Origin of the sequence: Psychrobacillus sp. MER TA 171 (genome assembly GCF_023713305.1) — a bacterium.
In the GTDB taxonomy this organism is placed as follows: domain Bacteria; phylum Bacillota; class Bacilli; order Bacillales_A; family Planococcaceae; genus Psychrobacillus.
Genome location: NZ_JAMAWN010000025.1, coordinates 1 through 24389, shown reverse-complemented (window position 1 = coordinate 24389; position 24389 = coordinate 1). Strand labels below are relative to the sequence as shown.

The 24389-nt window shown below is 34.2% G+C and carries 28 protein-coding genes; 7 read left to right on the top strand and 21 right to left on the bottom strand.

Features of this window, described 5'->3' with window-relative positions:
* Positions 1 to 111: 111 nt before the first annotated feature.
* The 8 genes from M3627_RS17420 to M3627_RS17385 form a co-directional block, all read right to left on the bottom strand.
* Positions 112 to 1551, bottom strand: coding sequence for a glycoside hydrolase family 1 protein (locus M3627_RS17420; protein WP_251556776.1), 1440 nt, complete (start codon positions 1549 to 1551; stop codon positions 112 to 114).
* A 17-nt stretch (positions 1552 to 1568) separates the two neighbouring features.
* Positions 1569 to 2477 carry an ROK family protein gene (locus M3627_RS17415; RefSeq protein ID WP_251556774.1) on the bottom strand — a complete coding sequence of 303 codons (909 nt, stop codon included), beginning with the start codon at positions 2475 to 2477 and terminating at the stop codon, positions 1569 to 1571.
* A gap of 4 nt (positions 2478 to 2481) precedes the next feature.
* Positions 2482 to 3510 (bottom strand): LacI family DNA-binding transcriptional regulator, encoded by a 1029-nt coding sequence (locus M3627_RS17410; RefSeq protein WP_251556773.1) that lies wholly within the window; start codon positions 3508 to 3510, stop codon positions 2482 to 2484.
* Positions 3511 to 3537: 27 nt separating this feature from the next.
* Positions 3538 to 4380, bottom strand: coding sequence for a carbohydrate ABC transporter permease (locus M3627_RS17405; protein ID WP_251556771.1), 843 nt, complete (start codon positions 4378 to 4380; stop codon positions 3538 to 3540).
* Positions 4380 to 5324, bottom strand: coding sequence for a carbohydrate ABC transporter permease (locus M3627_RS17400; RefSeq protein ID WP_251556770.1), 945 nt, complete (start codon positions 5322 to 5324; stop codon positions 4380 to 4382). The genes M3627_RS17405 and M3627_RS17400 overlap by 1 nt, the downstream gene beginning before the upstream one ends.
* Positions 5325 to 5405: 81 nt before the next feature.
* A complete protein-coding gene (locus M3627_RS17395) occupies positions 5406 to 6710 on the bottom strand; it encodes an ABC transporter substrate-binding protein (protein WP_251556769.1) in 1305 nt (434 codons plus the stop codon).
* A gap of 551 nt (positions 6711 to 7261) precedes the next feature.
* On the bottom strand, positions 7262 to 8152 hold the full coding sequence (locus M3627_RS17390; RefSeq protein WP_251556768.1) for a glycine-rich domain-containing protein: 891 nt from the start codon (positions 8150 to 8152) through the stop codon (positions 7262 to 7264).
* Between the two features lie 63 nt (positions 8153 to 8215).
* Complete coding sequence (locus M3627_RS17385; protein WP_251556767.1) at positions 8216 to 8554, bottom strand: winged helix-turn-helix transcriptional regulator; 339 nt, start codon at positions 8552 to 8554, stop codon at positions 8216 to 8218.
* 104 nt (positions 8555 to 8658) lie between these two features.
* On the opposite strand from M3627_RS17385, the gene M3627_RS17380 reads away from it, so the two are divergent.
* Both M3627_RS17380 and M3627_RS17375 read left to right on the top strand, forming a co-directional pair.
* Positions 8659 to 9042: a RidA family protein gene (locus M3627_RS17380; protein ID WP_251556766.1), complete on the top strand. Its 384-nt coding sequence runs from the start codon at positions 8659 to 8661 to the stop codon at positions 9040 to 9042.
* 181 nt (positions 9043 to 9223) lie between these two features.
* Positions 9224 to 9763, top strand: coding sequence for a GNAT family N-acetyltransferase (locus tag M3627_RS17375; RefSeq protein WP_251556765.1), 540 nt, complete (start codon positions 9224 to 9226; stop codon positions 9761 to 9763).
* Between the two features lie 167 nt (positions 9764 to 9930).
* Here M3627_RS17375 and M3627_RS17370 read toward each other — a convergent pair whose 3' ends face one another.
* Together M3627_RS17370 and M3627_RS17365 are read right to left on the bottom strand one after the other, a co-directional pair.
* Positions 9931 to 10677: a CPBP family intramembrane glutamic endopeptidase gene (locus tag M3627_RS17370; RefSeq protein WP_251556764.1), complete on the bottom strand. Its 747-nt coding sequence runs from the start codon at positions 10675 to 10677 to the stop codon at positions 9931 to 9933.
* Between the two features lie 69 nt (positions 10678 to 10746).
* The gene (locus M3627_RS17365; RefSeq protein ID WP_251556763.1) at positions 10747 to 12648 is read right to left on the bottom strand and encodes a serine hydrolase domain-containing protein; all 1902 of its coding nucleotides are present in this window, start codon (positions 12646 to 12648) and stop codon (positions 10747 to 10749) included.
* Between M3627_RS17365 and M3627_RS17360 the strand changes: the two genes are divergently transcribed.
* From M3627_RS17360 to cyoE, 3 genes are all read left to right on the top strand, one after another.
* On the top strand, positions 12620 to 12832 hold the full coding sequence (locus M3627_RS17360) for a hypothetical protein (protein WP_251556762.1): 213 nt from the start codon (positions 12620 to 12622) through the stop codon (positions 12830 to 12832). The two genes, M3627_RS17365 and M3627_RS17360, sit on opposite strands and share 29 nt — an antisense overlap.
* A gap of 575 nt (positions 12833 to 13407) precedes the next feature.
* Complete coding sequence (locus M3627_RS17355) at positions 13408 to 13923, top strand: VanZ family protein (RefSeq protein ID WP_251556760.1); 516 nt, start codon at positions 13408 to 13410, stop codon at positions 13921 to 13923.
* 209 nt (positions 13924 to 14132) lie between these two features.
* The gene (gene cyoE / locus M3627_RS17350) at positions 14133 to 15029 is read left to right on the top strand and encodes a heme o synthase (RefSeq protein ID WP_251556757.1); all 897 of its coding nucleotides are present in this window, start codon (positions 14133 to 14135) and stop codon (positions 15027 to 15029) included.
* Between the two features lie 77 nt (positions 15030 to 15106).
* Here cyoE and M3627_RS17345 read toward each other — a convergent pair whose 3' ends face one another.
* From M3627_RS17345 to M3627_RS17325, 5 genes are all read right to left on the bottom strand, one after another.
* Positions 15107 to 15463: a thioredoxin family protein gene (locus tag M3627_RS17345; RefSeq protein WP_353056478.1), complete on the bottom strand. Its 357-nt coding sequence runs from the start codon at positions 15461 to 15463 to the stop codon at positions 15107 to 15109.
* Positions 15464 to 15631: 168 nt separating this feature from the next.
* Positions 15632 to 16042, bottom strand: a complete 411-nt coding sequence (locus M3627_RS17340; RefSeq protein WP_251556755.1) for a hypothetical protein — start codon at positions 16040 to 16042, stop codon at positions 15632 to 15634.
* Positions 16043 to 16240: 198 nt separating this feature from the next.
* Entirely contained in the window at positions 16241 to 16579 is a 339-nt protein-coding gene (locus M3627_RS17335; protein ID WP_251556753.1) for a hypothetical protein, read from the bottom strand.
* Positions 16580 to 17232: 653 nt separating this feature from the next.
* Positions 17233 to 17511, bottom strand: a complete 279-nt coding sequence (locus M3627_RS17330; protein ID WP_251556751.1) for a hypothetical protein — start codon at positions 17509 to 17511, stop codon at positions 17233 to 17235.
* Positions 17512 to 17732: 221 nt separating this feature from the next.
* Entirely contained in the window at positions 17733 to 17927 is a 195-nt protein-coding gene (locus tag M3627_RS17325) for a hypothetical protein (RefSeq protein ID WP_251556749.1), read from the bottom strand.
* A 126-nt stretch (positions 17928 to 18053) separates the two neighbouring features.
* Between M3627_RS17325 and M3627_RS17320 the strand changes: the two genes are divergently transcribed.
* Together M3627_RS17320 and M3627_RS17315 are read left to right on the top strand one after the other, a co-directional pair.
* On the top strand, positions 18054 to 18242 hold the full coding sequence (locus M3627_RS17320; protein ID WP_251556747.1) for an alpha/beta-type small acid-soluble spore protein: 189 nt from the start codon (positions 18054 to 18056) through the stop codon (positions 18240 to 18242).
* A 228-nt stretch (positions 18243 to 18470) separates the two neighbouring features.
* A complete protein-coding gene (locus M3627_RS17315) occupies positions 18471 to 19916 on the top strand; it encodes a right-handed parallel beta-helix repeat-containing protein (RefSeq protein WP_251556745.1) in 1446 nt (481 codons plus the stop codon).
* Between the two features lie 685 nt (positions 19917 to 20601).
* Here the strand turns inward: M3627_RS17315 and M3627_RS17310 are convergent.
* The 6 genes from M3627_RS17310 to M3627_RS17285 all read right to left on the bottom strand — a co-directional run.
* On the bottom strand, positions 20602 to 21018 hold the full coding sequence (locus M3627_RS17310; RefSeq protein ID WP_251556743.1) for an immunity 70 family protein: 417 nt from the start codon (positions 21016 to 21018) through the stop codon (positions 20602 to 20604).
* Positions 21019 to 21246: 228 nt separating this feature from the next.
* Positions 21247 to 21690, bottom strand: coding sequence for a hypothetical protein (locus M3627_RS17305; protein ID WP_251556741.1), 444 nt, complete (start codon positions 21688 to 21690; stop codon positions 21247 to 21249).
* Between the two features lie 236 nt (positions 21691 to 21926).
* Positions 21927 to 22460 carry a hypothetical protein gene (locus M3627_RS17300; RefSeq protein WP_251556739.1) on the bottom strand — a complete coding sequence of 178 codons (534 nt, stop codon included), beginning with the start codon at positions 22458 to 22460 and terminating at the stop codon, positions 21927 to 21929.
* Positions 22461 to 22549: 89 nt separating this feature from the next.
* Complete coding sequence (locus M3627_RS17295) at positions 22550 to 23071, bottom strand: hypothetical protein (protein ID WP_251556736.1); 522 nt, start codon at positions 23069 to 23071, stop codon at positions 22550 to 22552.
* A 479-nt stretch (positions 23072 to 23550) separates the two neighbouring features.
* Positions 23551 to 24057: a hypothetical protein gene (locus tag M3627_RS17290; protein WP_251556734.1), complete on the bottom strand. Its 507-nt coding sequence runs from the start codon at positions 24055 to 24057 to the stop codon at positions 23551 to 23553.
* An 11-nt stretch (positions 24058 to 24068) separates the two neighbouring features.
* Positions 24069 to 24389: hypothetical protein (locus M3627_RS17285; RefSeq protein WP_251556732.1), on the bottom strand; the 321-nt coding region annotated here is incomplete at its 5' end.

The following is a 24389-nucleotide window of genomic DNA, read 5'->3' as shown; positions in this document are numbered from 1 at the left end:
TGCTTCTGCTGTACGCCATATAAAACACCCCGAAAATGTTAGTTTCAAGTCTAACATTTACGGGGTGTTTCAAAATAAACGGACTTTGCTTAATCTTAAGAACTCTTCATACTACAAGTTGGTTCCATTCGATTCGATGACTTTCTTGTACCAATAATAGCTATTCTTCTTAATGCGCTTTAAATCATGTTCTCCCTCTTCATGCTGATTTACATAAACTAACCCGTAACGTTTTTGGAAGCCGTTTAGCCAACTTAACAAATCTGTGAAGGACCAAATGCAATAACCTAGAACATCGGAGCCATCGGAAACTGCCTCCTGAATGGCAATAATATGAGAACGCAAATATTCAATCCGATAATCATCTTGAATCACTTCTTCCGCTTCTACCTTATCGTATTCTCCTAACCCATTTTCACTTATCAGAATAGGAAGACCATAACGATTAGTCATTCTACGTAGGGCAATTCTCAGCCCTTCCGGATCAATATTCCAATCCCAGTTAGTGCGTTCTAAGTTTGGATTGGCAATTGTTTTATATAATCCCGGTATGCCAGTATCTTTCGACGTTCCTTTTTCACCAGTGGTATTCATTTCCGATGATCCAACACCGCCTACTAAAGGGTTTTCTTCAAAAGTTGTTGTTTGATAGTAATTTAAACCAATAAAGTCTGGCTTACCTTCTTTTAATAACTCAAGATCCCCTTCTTCAATAGTGGGAGAGAGCCCTTTTTTCTCTAAGTAATTCCATGCTACCTCTGGATACCTACCCCATATATATGTATCCATCCACCAATGACTATTTAGCTCCTCGGCATTTTCAGCAGCTATAATATCCTTTGGGCTAGAAGACGCGGCATAAGCTGGTGAGTAGGCAAAGCTTGGACCGATTTTCCCCTCGGGAACATATTTATGAAATTCTTTGATCACACTAGCATTTGCTAAGTTTGCATGGTGATTGACTTGATAAAATAGTTTTTCATCATTCATACCTGGAGGATGTGTCCCCATTTGGTATCCGTGGCTTGTAAATATATTCTGCTCATTTAAGCTAACCCAATATTTCACTCGGTCACCAAAGTGTTTAAATAATTCTATACTGTAATTCGTAAAGTCCTCAATAATCCTCCTAGACTCCCAGCCTCCGTACTCATCCTGAAGGGCCTGTGGCAAATCCCAATGATACAATGTCAAAATCGGCTCTATGTTATTAACCTTTAATTCATTAATTAATTGATTATAAAACTCCAAGCCCTTTTGATTAACTTCTCCTCTGCCTTTTGGAAAAATACGTGTCCAAGCAACAGAAAATCGATAGGTTTTCATTCCCATTTCTGCCATCAAGCGAACATCTTCCTTATAACGATGGTAGTGATCTACTGCCACATCACCGTTTGTTCCTTTAAATGTCTTACCAGGTATACGAACAAACATATCCCAGTTTGAAACACCTTTTCCATCCTCATTCCAAGCACCCTCCACTTGATAGGCTGCAGATGCTGCTCCCCATAAGAAATTCTTCGGAAACGGTTTAAGCGTTTGATGTATCATCGATTTCACCCTCCTAGCTATTCTCCATGCATCGACTGTCTCTGTATGAAATGATACAAAGCTCCGATTAAATTAGAATCATTTCCAAACTGACATCTTTCTACTTGAATAGTTAAACTATCCTTATCATGTTTCATTTGATTTAAGGTTTCATTGATTTGTTCAATGAAACCCTCTCGCGTGCTGATGGCTCCACCTATCAAGATTTTTTCTGGGTCAATTACATACTGTAAATTATAAATTCCTACTGCTAATCGTTTCACAAATTTTTCTATTTCATTTTGTATCTCTTTGTTACCGTCTTCAGCCAATTCATACACTTTTTCACCTGTAAGGGCATTCGGTTCCATTCCTTCGCGTATTGCCACTTGGTTTATCAATCCACCAGTTGCAGCTAAAGTACTCCACGTTTTCCCTATTGGTTCCTCTAAATAGTCCTCCATGATCATATAACCAAATTCTCCAGCAAAACGGTTCTTGCCATGTCTAATTTTTTTATCAAGAACTATAGCTCCTCCGATACCGGTCCCAATCACGATACATAGGTAATCCTTAATATTCTTTGCAGCACCGATCCATCCTTCTGCTAACCCCGCGCAATTAGCGTCATTTTCAATTTCAACCCGTATATGTGTCCGGTCCTGTAGAAGCTCCTTAATACTCGGTCCGTGGATATATGGAAGTGCTGTGACTCCCCCTATATATCCGGTCTCTACATTGACAGCACCAGGTACACTTATAGCTATTCCCTTTAGTTCGTATTTTTTTCGGAAATCCTTTACGATAGATTCCACCGTATCCACAAACAGCTTAAGACTAGCTTCAGGAGTGGGAGCAAATGACTTTTCAATAAACTCTCCTAAATCATTCATAAGGGCATATTTGATAGAAGAACCTCCAACATCAAAAACAGCATAGTAATTCACAAAATTACCTCCTATCAACCCTGTTCGTTCCGCACGACTCCCTTATCATCAACTCGGAGTCGATCAACACTGGCTTTAATTGTGTCTCTCCATTTATCAAATCATTTAACATATAAGCGGATAATTTCCCGAACTTTTCTTTATCCTGCTTTACTGTCGTAAGTTTTGGCTCACTATAACGACAAGCCACAATGTCATCACACCCGACAATTTGAATATCTTGCGGTACACTTAGCCCCTCTTCCTTTATCGCTCTTAAAGCACCTAAAGCCATCAGGTCAGATGTAGCAAAGACAGCTTCTGGATGCTCTTTACATTGCAGTATTTTTTTCATCGCCTCATATCCGCTTTCTTCATGAAAGTCACCATACTCAATCCACTCTTCGCGTAATTCTAGACCAAATTGATGCATAGCTTCATAGAAACCCTGTTTCCGATAACGAGAAATCGCAGAATCCCATTTCCCACCTATATAACCAATCTTTCTAACGGAATGTAGATAAAAAAATTCTACTACTTTTCTTGATAAATCCACATTATCTGTCATGATGTAGCTAGATTTCGGACCTTTTAACTCAATATCTATACCGATACATGGAATTCCTTCCTTTGCTACATCATAGATAGCCTCTTCCACTTCCTCACCGGCAATTACGATACAACCATCCACTTGAAAATGTCGACATCGTGCTAAATAGCTGCCTTGCCCCATTTGAAAGCGTTCATTGGAAAACATGATAATATCATAGCCTAGTAGACCTATATTCTTTTTAAATGCTGAAATAACCTCATTAAAATAAGGATGTGTCATTTCCACATTAATCTTTCCAGCATAGATCAGCCCAATAAGATTTGATCTTTTTGTTGCCAGAGTTCTTGCCGAAAAATTAGGTTCATACCCCTTTTGGTTAATGACATCCATCACTTGTTTCTTTGTTTTGTCACTAATGCCTTCATAGTTATTGATGACCTTTGAAACAGTGCCTGGGGAGACACCTGCCATTTGTGCGATATCTTTTATAGTTAAATTCATCTCTTATCCCTTCTATTACACGTTACTTTATTTCACAGAGCCTTCTGTAATACTTGATATAAATAAGCGGTTAAACAATAGGAAAACAATCAAAAGTGGGATAGTTGCCCAAAAGACACCCGATAAGATCATGCCAAAGTCTGCATTTTGTGTATTACTTAATTGGGCTAAAGCAACTTGAATCGTATACATCTCCGGATCTCTTAAAACTGTAAATTGCCATAAAAATTCGCCCCATGCAGCCGAAAATACAATAATTCCTAAAGTTGCAAATGCCGGAAGTATAATGGGAAGTACAATACTACGATAAATTTTAAAGTTGGAGCATCCGTCTAATTTTGCCGCTTCAATTAGCTCATCTGGGACAGATTGACTAATATATTGTCTCATCAGGAAGATACCCAGAGGATTAAGGAAGAACAATACCATCACACCTGGTAACGTATCCAGTAGTCCTGCCTTAGAAATTAGGAAATATTGTGGAATTAACCCTAATTGAGGCGGTATAATCATCGTTAAGAGGATAGCAGTAAAAAGTATATTTTTACCTCGAAACTTAAACTTCGCAAAGGCAAAGCCAGCTAATGAACTGATAAACAAAACGACAACGGTGACAATTGAACAAACAATCAGTGAGTTCCACATGGCTTGAAAGAAATCAATTTTATCCAGGACCTTTTTAAAATTCTCTATTAATAAGCTCCCAGGTGTAATCGTTGGTGGAATGGAATTGTAAGCAGAGCTAGGGCTTGTTGCCATTACAAACATCCAGTAAAACGGAAACAACGAAAGTAGGGATGCAATGGACAAAAGTACATAAGAAAGGATTTTACTAAAGGACGGTTTTCTTCCTTTTTCCGATTTATTCACTAGTTTCTACCTCTTTTCTTCCTACCAATGCCTGAGGTTAATAATGTATTGATCGTAGCAAAAACGGTTATCAATACTAATAATATGATAGCTGTAGCCGATGCCGTCCCAAAAGATTGGAGTTTAAAAGCGTCCCGGTACAAATACATAACAATTGTCATCGCTTCGTCTCTTGTAAAAGCACTAGTTCCTAAAAAGATGGTTGGTTCAGAAAATAACTGCAGAGCTCCTACAGTTGAAGTGAAGACCGTTAAAATGATAAATGGCTTCAGCATCGGTATGGTAATGTATATAAGCTGTTGAAATTTATTTGCTCCATCGATCGTTGCTGCTTCGTACAAATAGCTTGGGATACTTTGAATACCAGCAAGATAGATAATGGTGTTATACCCTACCCACCGCCAAAATACCATAATCGAAATGGCAATCTTCGTTCCCCACTCAGAGCTGCTCCAGCTCACAGGATCCAGCCCCGCCAAACTTAATACATAATTGGCTAAAGAAGATTCATGATCGCTAAACAATACACTAAAAATAAGAGCTACAGCCACCATGGAAGTAATATACGGCATAAAAATTGTTACGCGAAAGAAATTTCTAAACTTTAAAAATGCCAGATTTAATAAATAGGCAAAAATGATTCCAAACACTAATTGAGGGGCGGTTCCCATAATTCCCATGACAATTGTGTTGTATACTGATTTCCAAAAAAGAGGATCTGTTAATACTATTTTAAAATTTGCTAAACCAACAAAAGTCATAGGACTTAATCCATTCCACTTTTGAAAACCTAGATAAATACTAAATAATGCTGGATATAACCCAATAATAGCAAAAATAATAAAGAAAGGTGCAATATATAAATAACCTGAAGCCATATCTTTTTTTGCTTCGGACATGTACCTTTTTTTTCTTACCTTTTCCTTATTACTTACAGCACTCATATACTCACCTCATGTCCTATGAAAGGTGGAATGGAAGCTCATTCAACTCCTCATCCACCTTCAAATCTATTATTCTCTTTACTAGCGATTCATTAAATCCTTTGCACGCTTAACTGCTGCAGCCCACTCTTTTTCTGGATCTGCCCCTTTAGCTTGAACATCCTTTAAGGCATTCAGTACTTCCTGATAAACCGGGAAGTATTTTTCTCCTTTATACACCGCTCCATTGATGTCTTGTGCTGCTTGAGCAAATACTGGTGCTGTTGATTGGCCACCAAAGAACTCATCTTCATTGTTTTTGAAGGAATCCATTTCGTAAACAGACGGAGCAGATGGGAATAATCCTTTTGATTGGAATGATTTTATTTGATTGTCAGGAGAGATTAACCACTCTGCAAATTTATAAGCTTCATCTGCATTTTTAGTTTCTTTTGGAATGGAGATAAAAGAACCGCCCCAGTTTGCAGCAAATTCCGTTGGTAATGTCGCTACTCTCCATTTGCCGACAGCCTCTGGTGCATTGCCTTCCATCCAACCTTTTAACCAGCCAGCTCCTAATTCAGCTGCAAATTCCCCCTTATTTACAGCATTCGCCCACTCAGGCGACCACATTTCAAATTTTCCGACAATTCCAAGCTCATTAAGCTTTACAGCATAATCGTATGCCTCTTTAACCGCATTTCCCTCTTGCTCAATTAATAATTCTCCTTCTGCATTAAGAAAGGTTTCTTGTGCTGCATCTAAATAAGCTCTGAATGCCATTTCTATACTATCGATGAATGGTTTACCGGTCTCTTCCTTCACCTGTATACCTGCTTCTTCAAATGCTTCTGGAGAACTGATAAGTTTAGCCACTTCTTCAGGATCTGTTGGTAAGCCAGCCTCTTCAAATACATCTGTACGGTAGTATAAAGCTTTTGGACCAATATCCGTTGGTAAGCCGATTAAGAAATCACCAGCATTGTTTTCACCTGTGTTCCATTTCCAATCTAAGTATTGATCTTGAATATCTTTTGCACCAAGATCATAAAGGTTTTCGAACTGGTCTTGTGCTGCTTTAAAGCGATCCAATTGATCAATCTCTAGCATCGTTATATCTGGAGCTCCGCTTCCTGCCGATAATGCGGTAAATAACGCATCATGGTGCTCTGCAGTTTCAGCAGCTCTTACTTTTACTTTCACATTAGGGTTTTCCTCTTCATAGGCTTTCGCCAAGTCTTCATAACCAGTAGCTCCAAAAGTCCAAAAGTTTAATGTAATTTGTTCTTGTGAACCTCCGCCTTTTTCATTACCAGACGATTCCTTTTCAGTTCCACTACAAGCTGCCAATGATAATGCAAGAACGGTCGACAAGCCCAATGCACTTATTTTTTTCAAACTTCTCAAAATGATTCCCCCTACATTTTTTTGATCAATGTTTCTTACAGGTTGTAATTCTTCAACAAAAATAATGAAAGTTATTATTTTTGTATCATGCACCTCCCATATTGTCCTCATCATAAAAACTAAGCTACTTGATACATTAAGGAAACCGGTTTCTAAATAATATAAAAAAAAAGCAATAATTAGAAGGTGAAACCGCTTTCAAATAGAATTATAATCCTAGATTAATAGAAAATAAAGAATTTTCTTACAAATTAACGAAAACGCTTTCCAAAACTCCATTACTAAAATAATGACAGCTCGTTTAATAAACGAAACTACTCTGACTTCACATTTAATTAGTATGCTTTACCTCTCACTCTTATGATAAGACTCCTATGCTACTGCTTAGGCTTTCAGTTCGCTGTTCGACCAGGAAATGCCGCCTCCGCTTCAAACAATAACAGTGAGTTTTTATGAGAAATCAGTTACCTTACAAAAAAGTAAAGAGATGAAATCAAGTTTCTGATTTCACCTCCTTTTATTTAATGACTGGCTCTATTCCAGCCTCCTTATTAATCTCCTCCACCACAGCTTGAGCAGGAACTATCTGAAGAGCAAGAGCTACAGGAGCTTGCCGAGCCGCAACTTGTGTTATTCGATAAATTGTCACTGTTGCTTATTTTCATGTAACTTGAAAAATCATTATAATGGAAATATGAAACCGACAAGAAAGGAAGGAGCATTGCGTTGAAGTTTTGATGAGCTTTTCCTTGTTTCAATTTTTTATGTATAATCTTTTTTTCGTAATCTCTTACTCCATGCACGGTATTTTTCATCGAAGTAATAAGCGCAAGTACAGTCTTCATATATTTCGAATCGCGTTTAAAGTAAATATCGATTAATTCATTTTCTGATAAATTTTTAAAGTCTTCCATAACCGATGGATGAACAGGATTTTTAAAAAAGCCCTTGTACAGATGGCTATTCTCGCGTCTTATAAAAAATAGCTCTGCATACACCCAATCAAAAAAACCACGTAAATTTGGATTGGGTTCTATCTTTATATTTGGACTATGATGCAGCTTTGCACCTAAATAATTTACTGAAAAATTATCATACTCACGGGTAAACATAAGCATCTCATGCCATAATTCATCCACTTTTTCACTAAACATTGGCGACTCCCTTAACAGAGCAGTCATAATAAAATAACGTTTTAAATCTAGGAGACGCCACTCATATTCATTTTCTTTTAATCTATTATTTTTCCTTACCCTCACTTCTACATTTTCCATAAAACTGCTATTAAGGGTTTGCTCCAGGGTATCATTTAGCTTTTTTAATCCTTTAATTTGCTTTAATTCTAATGTTTTTGGAGTAATACCAAATTTATATGAGGTTTTGTTGCGTTGGAACAATATAATCCAAATAAAACCTATAAACAGCAATACGATCCATCCCATAAAATCCCCCCAGCCTTAGTCGTAGCTTTTAGTAACAGAAATCCCTCGTATTCTCATAAACTATTAATTATTGCGATTTTTTTCTCCCCACTCACATAGCTGTTCCAAAATAGGTAATAAAGTATCTGCTTTAGGTGTAAGACTATACTCTACTTTTGGAGGTATTTGTGGGTACTCTTTCCGTTTAACGATACCATCTGCTTCTAGCTCTTTAAGATGTGAGCTCAATGTTTTAAAGGTGATAGCACCTATTTGTCTTTTCATATCATTAAAGCGAACTGGTTGATTTTCAGCTAACAGATAAAGAATTAGCATTTTCCATTTTCCACCTACTACCGACAAGGTGTAACCAAAAGATGTCTCTTGAATATTCCCTTTCTCTTTATATTCCTCCATACTCATTTGACACTATCCTTTCTGATAGTAACTACCAAGAATGTGCGTACTATTTTTTTCTTTTTATTCATTTTATACTTACTTTACTTTGAAATAAAGGAGAGAAAATAATGAATAATATAAAAACATACAATCATAATCTCTGGGATCACGGGATTACACAAGGTTATAGCGTTAACAATACCATATACATTTCAGGACAATTTTCACACAATCAAGAGGGCGTATTCGTTGGAGAGGAAGATATTGAGGTGCAGACCCGTCAGACACTTGAAAATCTAGACCTTGTTCTTCAGGGGTTTGGTGTAACAAAATCTAATCTCGCTTATGTGGAGCTCTACCTAACAAATCCTCAATCACATTTTACTCAAGTCATAGAAATGTTCAAAGAATATATCGGAGAACATCGTCCAGCCGGCAGTTGTATCGGCGTGACTTACTTGGCTTTCCCTGAGCAACTAATTGAGATCAGTGCTATCGCACACACCGATTAAGAAAGATTTTCTAGACAATCGCAATCATCTCTTTTCTGGAAAACTAGATATGTATAATTCTCATGCTAATTAAAGAAAATGAAATAATGCGAATATCAATTTTAACGAAAGAACCTCAACCATTTATCTCCATAATTCACTATGATATACTGTATTTATTTCTTAGAGAAGGAGATATGAGATGTTAAAAACATTAAATATATACATTCGTCCGTTTATTGTTTCAGATGCGGAAGAACTGCTAGATTTAGAAATCAGGAATCGTGCATTTTTACAAAACTATTCCGTAGCTCTTCCAGAAAACTACTGGACTATAGAAACTCAAAAAGAATTAATTGAAAAATGGGCACAAAATTCGACAAAGGATTCCGCATATCAGTTTGGAATTTTTAAAGTAGATGGCGACGTATTAATAGGTTCTATCTCACTATTTCAAGTAGTCCGCGGACCTCGTCAAAGCGCCCTTTTAGGCTATTCCTTGGATCAAGCGCATAATGGCAAAGGATATACCACTGAAGCTACTCGTCTAGTTATTCAATACGCTTTTGAGACACTCAACTTACACAGAATAGAAGCCGGAGTCATGCCAAATAATACAGGCTCCATTCGAGTTTTAGAAAAAGTAGGTTTTCACAATGAGGGATTGGCAAAAAAAAGTGTAGAAATTAACGAAAAATGGGAAGACCATGAAATGTTTGCCATATTAAATCCTAAGCACTAACTTACCTTATGTGAAGATTATTTTCCTAAAGGCTATTTCTCTTCTTGAAGCAATGAACCATCCGGAAGCTCGACATTCACCATGAAAAACATTAACCCCCGAATTGGTCTACTTTTAAAAGCAGCCACTATTCGGGGTTTAGTTCAAAATGTATAGCCTTTAATCATTTAAATTCTTTCATGAATAAAAGCATTCTTTACTGTATTATTTTTCCGCAGAGAAAATGCTAAGACAGTAATAGCTATAACTAAAATACCAATCACTGTCGTATCCAGAATGACACTGGATTCTCCGTTTCCTAAAAATTGAAGCAGATTATGAAGGCCATGAAACAAAATTAGAGGGTAAATGTTTTCTGTTTTTATAAATAATTGTGCAAGCACTATTCCTATTAATAAAGAATAAATCAATTGAAGTCCAGTCTGTCCTAAACTTTGTCCAGATAACAAATTAAGCATGTGGGTAACAGAAAATAATATGCTCGAAGTTAGAATAGCTGGAAGCATACCTAGTGGCAATAATATTTTAATCATTATTCCTCTGTAAATACTTTCTTCCACAAAACCCACTAGAATAGCAAAACCAACAAAGAATATAATTGTTTCAAGAGGCTGGGAACTAAACCCTTGAAAGCATAATACAATTAAAATAAGAAGTAGAGGCAAATACGAATACCAGCTTTTTCTGATTAATACTCGTTTAAAACCAAAATAGGTCCATTTTCTTTTCCATGTAAAATAAATGATTAATACTAGTGCAGTTGGTATGAACGATATTAATATCGGAGAATTGTAACTTAATTGTTTAATCGTCGCAATCGCCCCCGCTATAAAAACTACTAGTAAAAAACTAATCTCAATCAGTATTATACTTTTAATGGGGTGCTTTTTTGCATAACTTAACTTATTATCCACTATACATCTTTCCTCCTAATAACATCTTCTAGCCATCCTGTACAATACTTATTGGTTCAAAAATTATTTTTATAGAAGATTAAAGAAATTCCAATTCATTAATACGGCTACTAATAATACAATGAGCCATATTGTGAAAACTCGTATAAATTTATGGCTTTTTTTCAAATTTACTAATTTCCAATTAACTAAATCTAAAATGACAAGAATTACTGCTACAAAAAGAAGGAACCAGTTTAAGTAAATGTGTAACTGAAGCGCATCTAAATAAAGCATCGAGGAGCTAACAATAGTACGAATAACAAGAACAATATTATTTATGACTAACAAGCTTCCAGTTAAATTTATCAACCAAAATAGTTTTGTTTCTTTTGAGGGCTGCATATTTTGCTTGTGATTTTTTAATGATTTTATTAGCCAAATGATAGGTGAGAAAATAAAATATAATACACTAATTAGTACTATGCCTAAACTAATTATTAGCCATGGCAGCTTTCGATCCCCTTCTAAAGGTAAATAATCAGCAACCTGACCATTGGTGAGCCGTTTTACTCCGAATTCGTCCACCTCAAAATAAGCTTTTGAAAGAATATATCCCACAATCGGATTCTCACTAGATGTAAGGGTATATAAATAAGGATCGATTTGAGTGTAGGTACCTTCCATTCCATAAAGGCTTATATTTATTTTATCTTTTGATACCGCTTCGACTTTTAAGGGTGGTAGAAAACCAAGAAACTCCGTGTATGTGCTACGTGATTGGCGAGCTGCAACATACAATCCAGCAATTTCATCAAAGCTTGGCATCTCAATTGTTGGTGTTTGAGTCATGTCATCGGGTTTACCAAAAAGTAAATCTATGACTCCTGATGTCACATTCATTTCAGCTGAGGCATTTGTTAAAACAACTACTCCAAAATGTTCATCCGGTGCAATTACCATATTTGAACTAAAGGCAGCTGTATTTCCTCCATGGCCTACCCCTCTCACTTTACCATCATATTCCCAAAAGCCATGTGCGTTAGAGAGCAGATTACTATGTGGAGAATAGCTTTGTGTTAGCATTTTGTCGAGAGTGCCTTCAGTTGAAAAAAGTGGATTGCTAGTAGAATTCGTTGGCATTAGCGCGACAGCAAATCTCGCTAAGTCTTCAGCTGTTCCATTTACAGAACCAGCCGGGTAGAGTGGAACATATGACCAACTTCCTTCTGTAAATTCCTTATTTTCTTTTGGTATATAACCTTTCGCTTTATTTTCAAGTTCTGTGTACTTCGCTAGAGTTGGATCACCTGATGTGGTGTGCATGGAAAGTGGTAGAAAAATATGTTCCATCTCATAATCTAAAAAAGTTTGCTCTACAATTCGTTCAATGACGTAACCCGCTAGAGCAGTCGCATAATTTGAATATGCCATTGTACTACCTGGTTCATATATCTGCTTCGGTTGCCTACTGATTAAAACTTCTTCTAAAGAATCTACACTCTCTGGGGTAGACATGATTAAATCAAAGTAATAATCCTCAAAACCCGCTGTATGACTCATGATTTGATTCATTGTAATAGGCTTTTCATACGTTAACTTGGAGACAAAATCTTTAGGAAGGTATGTTGTAATATCTTCATTTAAATCTAATTTTCCTTGTTCGACTAGTTGCATTGCAGCTGTCCATACAAACAATTTACTAATAGAACCATATTCAAAAACCGTTTTTTGTGGATTTACTAATATCTCTTTTTCAATGTTTGCGTAACCGTATCCTTTAGAAAACACAATATCTCCATCTTTTACAACTACAATAGAAGCACCAGGTGTTGAATGGCCAATATGATTTAAGACAAACCCATCGATTTCCTCCTCTAACTTATTTAAAGGAATACCTGATGGTGTATATCCATTTTCCGCCCCGTAAACAGGACTGAAAGAAAGACAAGTACTAACTAAAATGAGTACTACAAGAATTCGTTTAATCATCTTTTTAACTCCTTTTTATGAAATGATTTTCAGTATAAGTGAATATTGGTTATTAAATAGCATGCTTTTACCACAGGCTAGTTCAGTACGGCAAGGCTTTGCTCCGTCTGTGCAAGGTTCTAGCTCGTTTCCGCCAGGTTTAATCCCATCTCCGCAAGGTTATCTCGTTTGTGCAAGATTCTAGCTCGTTTCCGCAAGGTTTATTCCCGTCTCCGCAAGGTTCTAACTCGTTTCTGCACGGTTCTGCTCCTTCTTCGCAAGGTTCTCACGTCTGTGCAAGATTCTAGCTCGTTTCCGCAAGGTTCTGCTCCTTCTCCGCAAGGTTCTCTCGCTTTTCTGAATAACTACCATTTATCTGCAGCCCTCTACACAAACCCATGCTAAAATAATTACCAAATTGTTGATGACCCTCTTTAACCCCCATTTATTACGTACATAGCATTGTTCCAATTATCTAGAATTGACTTGGACGATTTTGGGATGATTACACCCCCTTCCTCCTCCCTACTGTATGATTTATACTAAACTTCAGAAATATCTTTTGTCTTACTTATTTCTTACAAAAACCTTAAGAGTTAAGTTACTCGATAAAACTACTATTGAGGACAAAATTCAATCTAGAAGATTGAGGAAATAATTTATTTGGTGGAAGAAAATAAATTACATTATTTAATATTTCCTTAAGAGTTTGCCTTACATTTTCTTAAAGAGTTTAATGTATAGTGGGTAAGAAGTAATTGAGTGAAGGGATAAACCATAATGAAAAAGTATTTAAATATATTTTATTGGGGCATATTATTTTTCTACCTATTTTTGTTAATTGACATCGTGTTTTTAGGGAGAGATAGCTTTAGAAGTGTTAATTTCATTCCATTGCATTCTATAAAAAATTATATTATGGCGGATAACGGTATTGGCGGAACAAGAATTGTAGATATGAATATTTGGGGAAATGTTTTAATGTTCATCCCAGCAGGAATCTATCTGAGTCTTCATAGCAGTACTAAATCCGTTGCAAGGGTTTTATGTTCCATTTTCTTATTGAGCCTATTTATTGAAGTTTTTCAATATGTTTTTGCATTAGGAGCAACGGACATAGATGATATTATTTTAAATGTTATTGGTGGATTCCTTGGAGTCATTATTTATAAAATTGCAGAGAAATTTTTAAAAGAGGATAGTAAAATTAAGAACTTTATCTCTATATTATCAGTAATTGTTGGTCTGCCCGTATTCGTCTTAACAATTATCGTAGTGATTGTAAATATCGATTAATTAAATTTCCATTTTTCCCATTAAAATCAATTCACTTAAACAGTCCTTTTTGTAATCAGAAGGACTGTTTTTGCTATGCGACTATTATATATGTAGAAATAGACCTAAATTGTTCAAATATGATTATAAAAAAGAGTTAATATATAGATTTTAGCTAATCATATAGGTTATATTAGTTCAAGTGGATAAATAAGGAGCTATGAAATACGATGACTAAACACTCACAAAAAACGTTATGGGCTCAAGTAGTTAAAACAGGAATCATTAAATCTAATCTTATTCCAATGATTGCTGGTTTAATGCTTGCTTTATATACTTATCAGTACAGCTTTGTAGATAATATTTGGAATGTAGTTTTTGCATTTTTAGGAACAGCAGCCGTTATTGCTGCCGCTGGTTCGTTTAATAACATTTATGATCGCGATATCGATGCTATTATGGCTCGTACGAAGGTACGTCCAACCGTAACAGGTGCTATATCGATTAAGAAAGTGTTAATAGTTGCAATTCTATTATTAGTAATTGGATTAATTTTATTATATTTGGCGTCTCCATTAGCAAGCCTACTTGGATTTTTGGGAGTATTTTTTTATGTAGTTCCTTATACCATGTGGACCAAGCGCCATACCATCTGGAACACGGAAGTTGGAAGCATCTCAGGTGCAATGCCCCCTTTAATCGGTTGGGCAGCTGTCGCTCCTGATATTTGGCACCCCGCGTGTTGGGCATTGTTTTTAATTATGGTAATATGGCAAATGCCTCACTTTTACGCTATCGCCATTCGAAAAAAGGATGATTATGCTGCTGCAAACATTCCAATGCTTCCCGTTGTTAAAGCAGGAAGACGCACGTATATCCAAACAAATTTCTATTTAATTCTATTAGTGCTATCTAGCTTTTTGTTTTACCCGCTTAGCTTAGGTCTCACTTTAGTTTCACTTGTTTTAGGCCTATTTTGGTTGGGATTAAGCTTATTCGGAACACGCAAAATGGATATGAAAGACTGGGCAAACAAAATGTTTAAATTCTCATTAATCCATATGATTGTTATTTACTTTACGGTGATTATATATGCTAGTATGGGTTTGCTCTTAGACGCTTTATAATGATGAGTTGTTTATCTTGCGACGAACCAATCTCATTTCCCTATTAGATAAAAATGAAAGGCTATTCCTAGCTCATACTAGAATAACCTTTCATTTTTATATCCTTCATAAATTTTTTGTAATCTCTCTTCGAAAAGACTCATATGGACCATTCGTGCTTCCCGCAAATATTCTTTTCCCTCTATGAACAGAAGCATAGCAGGGACTGAAAAAACAATAAACCTTTCTGCAACCTCCTCCACTTCAGCCGAATCAACCTGTGCTAGCTGTATATCTGGAAACTTTTCCATAAGTACCTTCACTTGTGGCAAAAGAGCATGACAAACCGTGCATTCTCTATGGGATACGTAAATAAAGCTTAATGGATTGCTGGAAATAAAACGATCAACTTCCTCAATTGTAAGAAACTCTTCAAAAATTCTAATCTTAATCACTCTTTTCAATGGATAATTATTTGTTAAGCATTTATACTTCTTTCATTGCACATTACATTCAGTAATGATGTAATATCCTATCCTTAGTTTATATACTTTCTTCCCTCTAAATTTTAGGAAATCAAGTGATTTTGTAACATTTTTAAGTTTAATAATATATGCGAATTTTTATAATTTGTTTTGTTGTAAAAATGCTTCTAAAATCCTTTCACTAGGTAAACTAGCATTTTTTATTAATCTTTCTACTTTGGGCTTTATTTGCTTATTCGAAGCAATTATTTTTTTATATTCTTCTCCATCAAAAGAACGTAAAGAATCTATTGCATATTCAGCCACTTCATCACTCTCATTAAGTAAATCTAATAATAAATTAAATCCATATACTCCGTTATCTTCATTTATACTGTAGGCCAATCTAATTTTATATTTATCATCTTTATCTTTTAATACTCTAATTAAATTCTCCCAATCAATATTAGTAAACTCACTCATCAATTCTTGCACATACATAAATTCATCGTCATAAAAATAATTATCTGCGCTATTTTTAGATAATACTGTATCTACTTTTTGGTACATTCAATTTCCTCCTCTATTTACTGAAACCACTTGGTAATGGAGCATTAAGACAGCTCGTCCACATTAACTTAAAATACCTTTTGTGCCATCTTGATCATTAATAAAAGATTACTTAGTTTGTTTAGTTAAATCACTCATCTGCTTATTAATTTGCTTTACACGTTTTTCAATAAGTTACTTTTACCAGAAGACTTAGTATTATTCATACCACTCATTGGCTGAATATTCTTCAACCAAATCCATAGTATCAAGATTATTTTCAAGGCAAAAATTTAGTATTTCACCAATTAAAAAATCTACTTCCTCTTGTTTTACTTCAAAACCTTTATGTCCGTTCCATTCAGAATTGACTATTACATCTAAATTAAATTCTTCTACAACATATAAAAATTCTCTTATAATTATTGGGAAAGCTATATTGAACCCTTTAAAGTTAACCCAAACTACAGCATTACCACTATCCAATATATTAACTTTAAATGAGTATTCTCCATAGCTATACCATACAGTATTATGATTTCTTTTTTCTTCTCTCATAGATTATTTTCCTCCATATACTGCTTGAAGATTCTCAACAACCTCTTAATAAAGTAGCTGGCCGAGTTGCTAAGGAGCCTATTGATGATGAAAAGGCGGAGACTACGGGGACTGAAAATACTAAATTTACCTATAGGAATAATCCTTAAGATAACTCCAAATTCTGAAGCTCCAATTGTTATATGTAATTATGAAATCAGGTATGCGACCATATGCCATGTCTATTCGGGTATTTAAACCATCGGTAAAATCTTTTTCAATTTCTTTAAAACTATTAACTGGCTTTACGTATATTTTAATCAACTTCTTCATTATAAATTAAAAGAAACCTTGAAAGCATATTGCCATTCAATGTAATATGCATATAAATACTCGAGAATCTTTTTGAAATAGGGGCTAAATATCTAATATTGATATTGCATAAAATCATCGCTACAAGGTATCTCACAGAGAACAAGTATTATCTTAGTTTGGTAAGTTATGTTTAACGTATGAATGGTCAAGTAAACTTAGCAAACTTTTTGTTAAGTATTTTATTTGATAATGATCTAAATCATTTTTGACAATTAATTGACCATTTTCTTTTCTAAGTAATTGATCTGATCCATTTTCTAAAAATAATAGATTTCCTTCAACTAATTTCATAAGCTTACCTATGACTTTAAACAATTTTTTAAGCCATCATAAAAGCTGTTTCCAAATAATTGCACTCTAATACTTACATTAACATCGATATTATAATGTTTAAAAGCAATATCAGATATATCCTCATTTTCAAATGCCAGCGAGAAATAACTAATTCCAATGTATATTTCCTCTTCATCATTCTGCACGGTTACTTTTTCGTTGGGCAATTCGTTTAATATTCCTTCTATAATTTCTGCAAGTGATCTAATTGTTAAATTTGATTCTAAAAACAATTCGTAATCCATTCATCTTTACCCTCCAAGTATTCTTGTGATTTTATCCTCTTTTACAATTAATAATTCTTTTAAATTTTTTAAATCTCCTTTCGGGTTAGCTTTTATTAGAATCCCATCAATAACCTCGATGCTCTTTCAGGAGTGAAATCATCTAGATTTAGAATTTCTCTCAGTCTGTGTTTTTGGCTTTGACCTTAAATTTCTAAGAATACTATCAACATTTGTATCTATTATAGGTGCATAACAGTCAAGAACTTCTCCTTCAATAAAAAATCTGGATTTGATGCTTCTTTTATACCGTATCCATTCACACAGTTTACTTCTTCATTACACATTTCAATATCATGTCCCTGTTCTACCAAGCGATCTGCTGTTTCATTTTCTTCCTTAATACCATATGAGTCCCGCTTTCTTTTGAGCCTCAATGACCTGCTCTAAAAAATCCATCCCTTCCTCGATAAATAAGGAATAATCCTAGAAAAATGGAACATACTGAACAAAACAAGGTAGTATTCCATCTTGATGATTCATGCAAATGAGACAGAAATCACATGGCTAATTCTAACTCAAACAAACTGGTTGTTCCCGGTGCAAGACAAGCGATCGATAACCTGAAGATGGAGATTGCATCTGAATTTGGTGTGTCACTCGATGCGGATGCAAAGCTCGCCATAAACGGCTCTGTCGGTGGAGAGATTACCAAACGATTAGTACAACAAGCGGAACTTCGCGGTAAATAAAAATACACGTCCCATTTATGACGGGACTTTTTTTTGTTTTTATGTAAATAAGTGGTTTAAAAATCCGATACATAGTCTGTGTCCAAGTAATTAAGACCTACTTTTCAAAAAAATAATAGTTTTTTAATCACACCTAAAGATGGTCTGATTAGCTACTTTATACCGATAAGACCGATAAAAGGTATGAGCAGAAATAAATCACAAATTAAAAGATGAAAGAGGACGATGATGATGAGATTATCGAGAGTATTATTTACCAGTATTTTAGCAATAATTATGGTCCTGACCATTGTTGTCGGTGTAGAAGTGAAAGTGAACGCAGAATCCCTTGGTATCAATACGTTAGAAAAAGAAATATTAGAAAAGGCTAAACTTGGACTTGAAATTGGCATTTCAGATAGTAATAAAGACAAAGTTGTACTTGTAGAAACTACGAATAAGACTGAAAAACTACAAAATGCATTGAAACTCGGAGCAGGTAAAATTGTTGTATTACCATATGATAGTTCGTTTGAGGTGAGTGGATTAAAAGTTCCTGATAATACAACTATTATTGGTTATGGTTCTAAAATTTATAATGATAAAAAGCACATGACACTGCTAACGATAGGTAGCGGGGTGAAGATATACGGTTTAGAAATACAGGGCGCAGGCAACAAAGAGGCTGGTGTAAAAGGTATCGGAATAAACATTAATGGCCCGAATTCAGCGAATTATGCTAAAAATATTGTTATTCATGATAGCTTTATTCATGACATCGGTTTTTACGGCATAAAAGCCGAATTTGCAGACAACGTGACTGTTACAAATACAAACATTGAGGACATCGGCTATGCAGGCATTGGCGGTTTCTCTGTTAGTAATTTCAACGTAGATAAGAGCCATATTAAAGCTATTGCTCCGGGAACCGACGGAAATGCATATGGCGTGTTCTTTTCTAGGAAAGGTTCTAAAAGTGACCTGAAACAATATCCACGAAGCAAAGACAGCTCGGTAACAAATAGCACCATAGAAGATATCCCATTATGGGAAGCGTTAGACACGCATGGTGGAGAAAATATTACGTTTAACCATAATAAAATAAGAAACGCGAAAGTCGGTATAGCGTTTGTTAATGCGACAGGTGATGGCAAAAAAGGAATATTTGGTACACAACGCTCAACGGCAAAATGTAACCAAATCGAAGGAATCGGCAAAGGTTGTGGCATTATTGTTGCCGGATCAACGTCAGATTATTCCAGTGGTCTTACGATAAGCGGTAACCAATTAACAAATGCAGGGAAAGAAGGAAGCAGTATCTCAGGTGCAATCTGTGCCAAGCTTACGAAAGATTTAATAATAGAAGAAAATACCTTGAAGAATAGCTTCGCTAATGCTATTAGTATCAACACCCATAATACTCAGTTTTTAATTACTAAAAATAAAATTCAGGATGTACAGGACAAGACGTATGTAGTACCTGCTGCTATTGCAATACGCTCTACTGATAACGAAGGAACCATCTCACAAAACGTCATAACTGGTGATGGTAAACTATCAAACAAATATGTAAATGTCCGTGGGATTAACATATCCACCAAAACTAATGTTAAGCTGAAAATTGGCACCAATACAAATACCTTTAAACTACCTATTGCTGGTGGAACTGGTAGTCATGTTACGTATGTAAAATAATAAAAATCAATAAAATCCCTTGGCATAATGCCTTGGGTTTTTTTCATATACGATACATAAGTGACCCGTCACATTTAAACCCCGTTGCCTCTATATTATCCGATAAAGTGTTGATTAATAAAAAACCTAAAGCGTAGAGTCCCATAGTTTTCCCTCGCATCTTAGTTCTGACATGTCGCGCTACCCTGTGCTGTCATGCCCGATAAAAGACATGAATATAAATAAACCAAAATTAAAAGATGAAAGAGGTGAATACAATGATGCTTAACGTAAATATCAGAGACATCAAATTAGAGAATAAGAAGAACAATCGCCACAAAACTTAGACGTGTTGTGCGTCCGGGAATCCGAGTGGGAGGCAATCGCAACGTTTCCGCATGCTATGATGTTCACGTTTTTCATCGTTTCACCAGTCATCGAGGAAATCGTTTCGTGAGTTGTTGCCATATGCGACTAGACCGAGTTATTTGAGCTTTGTCATATCAAGCTTAATCTTTATTGCCCAAATTTGCTAATAGCCGTCATAACATAATATAAAATTATAGGATTCTTTTCATCTAATAATTTTTCTAACTCATCAAACATATTAGCTGCAAATTATCTCTACGAAGTATCTACGTATCACCTAAACAATAAGAAAATGACCTTGATCTAATTTCAAGGTCATCATGTGTAAGTATATTATTTACAAGTTTTCTATATAAACATCGGAATTAGTTTTTTGACCCTTCTCCAATGCTTTCATTAAAATATCAATTAAGTCCTCACTCTCACTTGTTATAAAATAATTAGATAAGTTTGTGATATCCTTACTAATATTATCAGCCCAAGGCGGGCTTTTAGACAAGTCATCAATGTTCCATATTACTTGTGAGGGGGTAAAATCCTGTAATTTCTTTTTAATTGCTTCTAATTCATTTATAGCGCTATCAATATTCTTATTATCAAGTTTCCCGTTATAAAGTTCATTTAATAATAAAGGATATTCAGTTCCCCATCCATTTTGTTCTAAATGATAACTTATTGTATAGAAAAAAGAATGTAAGAAATCACCATGCCCGACTTGATACCAGTAATATTTCACTTTAAATCCCACAGCCATTCTTCTCACCTCACTATACGCGCACCATCATTTCCATAATGAATTATTCCTCTATTATGCTGGAAAAGGTCAGCTAATATCCAATGGTAAAAAAGAAAGAGTAGACTTTAGTACTCGTAATGAATGTTATGGAGGAGGATAGTAAATCATTCATTCATCCTATATTTTAATGTTTTTTGTTAAGGATTACAAAAAGGAAGTGGAAGAACTGTCTCTACATAATAAACATTATTCGAACATTACTCCAAAGCTAACATTTTCAAAATTCACATATGCGTTACAAGTATCAGAAGTATAATAGGGTTCAACATCTTGAATATTTCTTGAAGTAATAAATAATCCAAATCCAGATATATCATTCCAATTTTTTTCAAATATTTGAATTTCCGTATCAGTATCATCATTAGCTACAATTATTTCTACATTTTGGTTAACTAATTGAATAACCATTTCATGAACCTTAATCAACTTATCAATTTCTTTATAAATACTCTCCTTTAGAAATTCTATGTCAATTATATCAATATCAGTTTCATAATATTTACGATCATCATATTTATAGCTATTTACTTCTATATTTTCATCATATTGTTTCTTAAAAATATTGCAAATCACTTCAATTTCTTCTTTCTTTAAGTCATGTTTTGAGAGGTAGGTGTTAACTAATCTCAATATTTTACAACTCCTTTGTCAATTAAATATTTGTATTGTGAGTCACTTAATTTAAATGCTGTATTCATATTCACTATATCTACTGCAAAAAATTTATTTATTTGTTTACCAATTGAATACTTGACTTCATTTCAATAAAAATAAAACCTTGAAAGGGTTTTAACCAATCAAGGTATTTGTTGAATTATTTATTTTTGAGTATCCCTTTTCAAAGGACCCTCGGTTTTCAATGAATTTCATTTTAAAGAAAAATCTTTTAGTATTTCTAATGTTTTAAAAGTCTGTAATGAATTTGCTTTAGAAGCATAAATCTGAGGACTTTCGAGATTAGATAATTTAAAAATTTGCCCTGCCTCAAACTTTATATAATTACTAAATTCTTCAATAAAATCCCTTTCATCTACAAAATTATATATTTCATCTTTAAATGTAGCAATCAACATATAGAGTTTGTCATCTAAGTTTTCTAAACTTATATATACTTCATAATCAAACGCAGCTGAACTAAAATTCTCAGGTAAAGAATAAATGGAAATGGCAAGAGTTTCTTCATTCTTTTCTAAAGATTTAACTAGTTTATTCTCTATTTTATTTATATCCTTAATTTCCCCTGTTTTAAATGATTGACCGTATATACCAATATGAGTTGGACTAAATCCTAATTTGGTTGTAAACTCTTTTGCATTATTGTAAAACTTACTCCAGTTATTTGAATAAGTTTGATCTATTTTTCCATATAAAACTATTGAGGTTGTAATATGGTTTTGCAACTTAATCACTCCTATTCAGATATTTAAGGTGGAAGAATATAAATATCCCCTGTTCTTTCTATATTCTCTGTCTATGACTTAGTAAGTTATTATAAGTTTACCTTCACATCTAAAGTTCTAAATGAAGATGGAGCATTTGCTTTAGAGGCATATAATTGGGGACTTTCCAAATTAGACATATTAAATATTTCGCCATCTTTAAATTCTATAAAATTTTTCAGCCCCGCTATTAATTCTTTATAGTCAATTTTTTCGTAAATCTCAATAGGTAACGTCACTATTATATGTGGATAACTTAGTCTACTTGTTCTACATATATATGCATTATAATCAAAGGCAGCTGTTTCGAAATCTTCCGGAAGGCTATATAAAGATAACGATAAAATTTCTTCTTTATTTTCTATTGCCTTAAATAAATTCATTTCTACTCTTATTCTAGAAGAAATTTTACTACTTTTAACTGATTCTCTAGAAACAGCCATATAGTTTGGAACCAAATCTATTGACTTAATAAAATTAGATATATAGTTATAAAAATCTCCCCACTTATTTGAATCTAAGGAATCAACTTTACCATATAGCACTATGGACGTTGTTAACTTTTCTACCATTATATATAACCTCAACTTTCATTATTTTTTTATGGGTAAAATGAATATATCTCCAGCTCTATTATTCAAGATTCTTTGATTATCTTGCATTCTTTCAATAAGATCTTCAATATTGTCAGTTTTACTTGGAACTTTGTTCTGATCAATTTACTATCCACTTTTTCCGTTGCTAATTAATTGTCTTCGTATCTATGGAGGAACGGTGTGATTTACATTATACTGTACACAAACTATAGATATTTAATACTTAGCACACTAATAATAGTATAATGTGTCTACTCACTTCTATCCAAAAACGAAAAAAGCACTTGTGGCCCATAAGCGTCAAGTGCTTTAAAGTTTATTTGTTTTTAGGTATTATAAATTTGTATTTCATTAATACTACTACGTAGAAACTTATAAGTTTGTACGAGCTCGTTAATTTAATTGACTATCTTATTTTTAAATACACCATCAATTAAAGTGGATACAATATCAAATTATTTTTCTATTTCCATTATCAAACTCTCTAAATTCAAAATATCTTTTCTATTCTCGTTGTTTAAAACTCTTATTTCATTGACATAAAACTTAGCTTTATTTACTACTTCAGTTTTGAAGTTCTCATAAGTAACTTGTTTGTCTTCCCAATCTTGATGAATTAAATTAGGCATTTCTTTCGTTTCTATTGCTCCACTTCCTTCAGGTTTATCAGCAGTTACTTTACTTATCCTTACTATATTTTTTACTTTTTTTAGTTCAATCCAAACTTTAGGTTTTTCAATATCATTTATTAAAACATAGTTTTCGGTTTTCAAAATTAAAACCGCTTTTAAAAAATAATAAACCCACCAATAAATAGATACTGAAAATTCATCAATCTCTTCTGGGATAATAATACCGTAGGTTTCGTTATCAATTATAAATTGAAAATACCCATCTGCCCCGTTTAGCTCCATTTCTTCAACATTCTCATTTTCAAATATTTTAAAACATATTTCGAACATCATTTTCCTCCTTATTTGGTCATTTTTCTAATATCCTCAACCGTAAACTTATGTCTTCCATATACACTACCAAATTGACCGTCAGGATGAATAAAAACATCTATCCTTTCCCCGCCTATTTCATATGTTAGATTCCCAGTTTTCCCCTGACTTTTCAAATCATTATATGCTATTTCAACATATTTATTTATGTCATCCTTACTCCATGTAACCGTCAAGTAGAATTGAACACTTTTTGCTAATTTAGAGTGAACACTTTTGCTTAAAACAAATTCTGTCGGTTTTTCATCCGATAACTGTCTCCATTCATGTGTATTACCTCCACACGATGT

Bases quoted from the DNA above. Each gene is read 5' to 3' on its own strand.
- M3627_RS17310 (WP_251556743.1), bottom strand. From the start codon at position 21,018: ATGGCTGTGGGATTTAAAGTGAAATATTACTGGTATCAAGTCGGGCAT.
- M3627_RS17340 (WP_251556755.1), bottom strand. From the start codon at position 16,042: ATGTACCAAAAAGTAGATACAGTATTATCTAAAAATAGCGCAGATAAT.
- M3627_RS17330 (WP_251556751.1), bottom strand. From the start codon at position 17,511: ATGGATTACGAATTGTTTTTAGAATCAAATTTAACAATTAGATCACTT.
- M3627_RS17355 (WP_251556760.1), top strand. From the start codon at position 13,408: ATGAAAAAGTATTTAAATATATTTTATTGGGGCATATTATTTTTCTAC.
- M3627_RS17375 (WP_251556765.1), top strand. From the start codon at position 9,224: ATGTTAAAAACATTAAATATATACATTCGTCCGTTTATTGTTTCAGAT.
- M3627_RS17295 (WP_251556736.1), bottom strand. From the start codon at position 23,071: ATGGTAGAAAAGTTAACAACGTCCATAGTGCTATATGGTAAAGTTGAT.
- M3627_RS17420 (WP_251556776.1), bottom strand. From the start codon at position 1,551: ATGATACATCAAACGCTTAAACCGTTTCCGAAGAATTTCTTATGGGGA.
- M3627_RS17335 (WP_251556753.1), bottom strand. From the start codon at position 16,579: ATGAGAGAAGAAAAAAGAAATCATAATACTGTATGGTATAGCTATGGA.
- cyoE (WP_251556757.1), top strand. From the start codon at position 14,133: ATGACTAAACACTCACAAAAAACGTTATGGGCTCAAGTAGTTAAAACA.
- M3627_RS17380 (WP_251556766.1), top strand. From the start codon at position 8,659: ATGAATAATATAAAAACATACAATCATAATCTCTGGGATCACGGGATT.
- M3627_RS17320 (WP_251556747.1), top strand. From the start codon at position 18,054: ATGGCTAATTCTAACTCAAACAAACTGGTTGTTCCCGGTGCAAGACAA.
- M3627_RS17315 (WP_251556745.1), top strand. From the start codon at position 18,471: ATGATGAGATTATCGAGAGTATTATTTACCAGTATTTTAGCAATAATT.
- M3627_RS17360 (WP_251556762.1), top strand. From the start codon at position 12,620: ATGAGTACTACAAGAATTCGTTTAATCATCTTTTTAACTCCTTTTTAT.
- M3627_RS17390 (WP_251556768.1), bottom strand. From the start codon at position 8,152: ATGGGATGGATCGTATTGCTGTTTATAGGTTTTATTTGGATTATATTG.
- M3627_RS17400 (WP_251556770.1), bottom strand. From the start codon at position 5,324: ATGAGTGCTGTAAGTAATAAGGAAAAGGTAAGAAAAAAAAGGTACATG.
- M3627_RS17365 (WP_251556763.1), bottom strand. From the start codon at position 12,648: ATGATTAAACGAATTCTTGTAGTACTCATTTTAGTTAGTACTTGTCTT.
- M3627_RS17410 (WP_251556773.1), bottom strand. From the start codon at position 3,510: ATGAATTTAACTATAAAAGATATCGCACAAATGGCAGGTGTCTCCCCA.
- M3627_RS17290 (WP_251556734.1), bottom strand. From the start codon at position 24,057: ATGTTCGAAATATGTTTTAAAATATTTGAAAATGAGAATGTTGAAGAA.
- M3627_RS17385 (WP_251556767.1), bottom strand. From the start codon at position 8,554: ATGAGTATGGAGGAATATAAAGAGAAAGGGAATATTCAAGAGACATCT.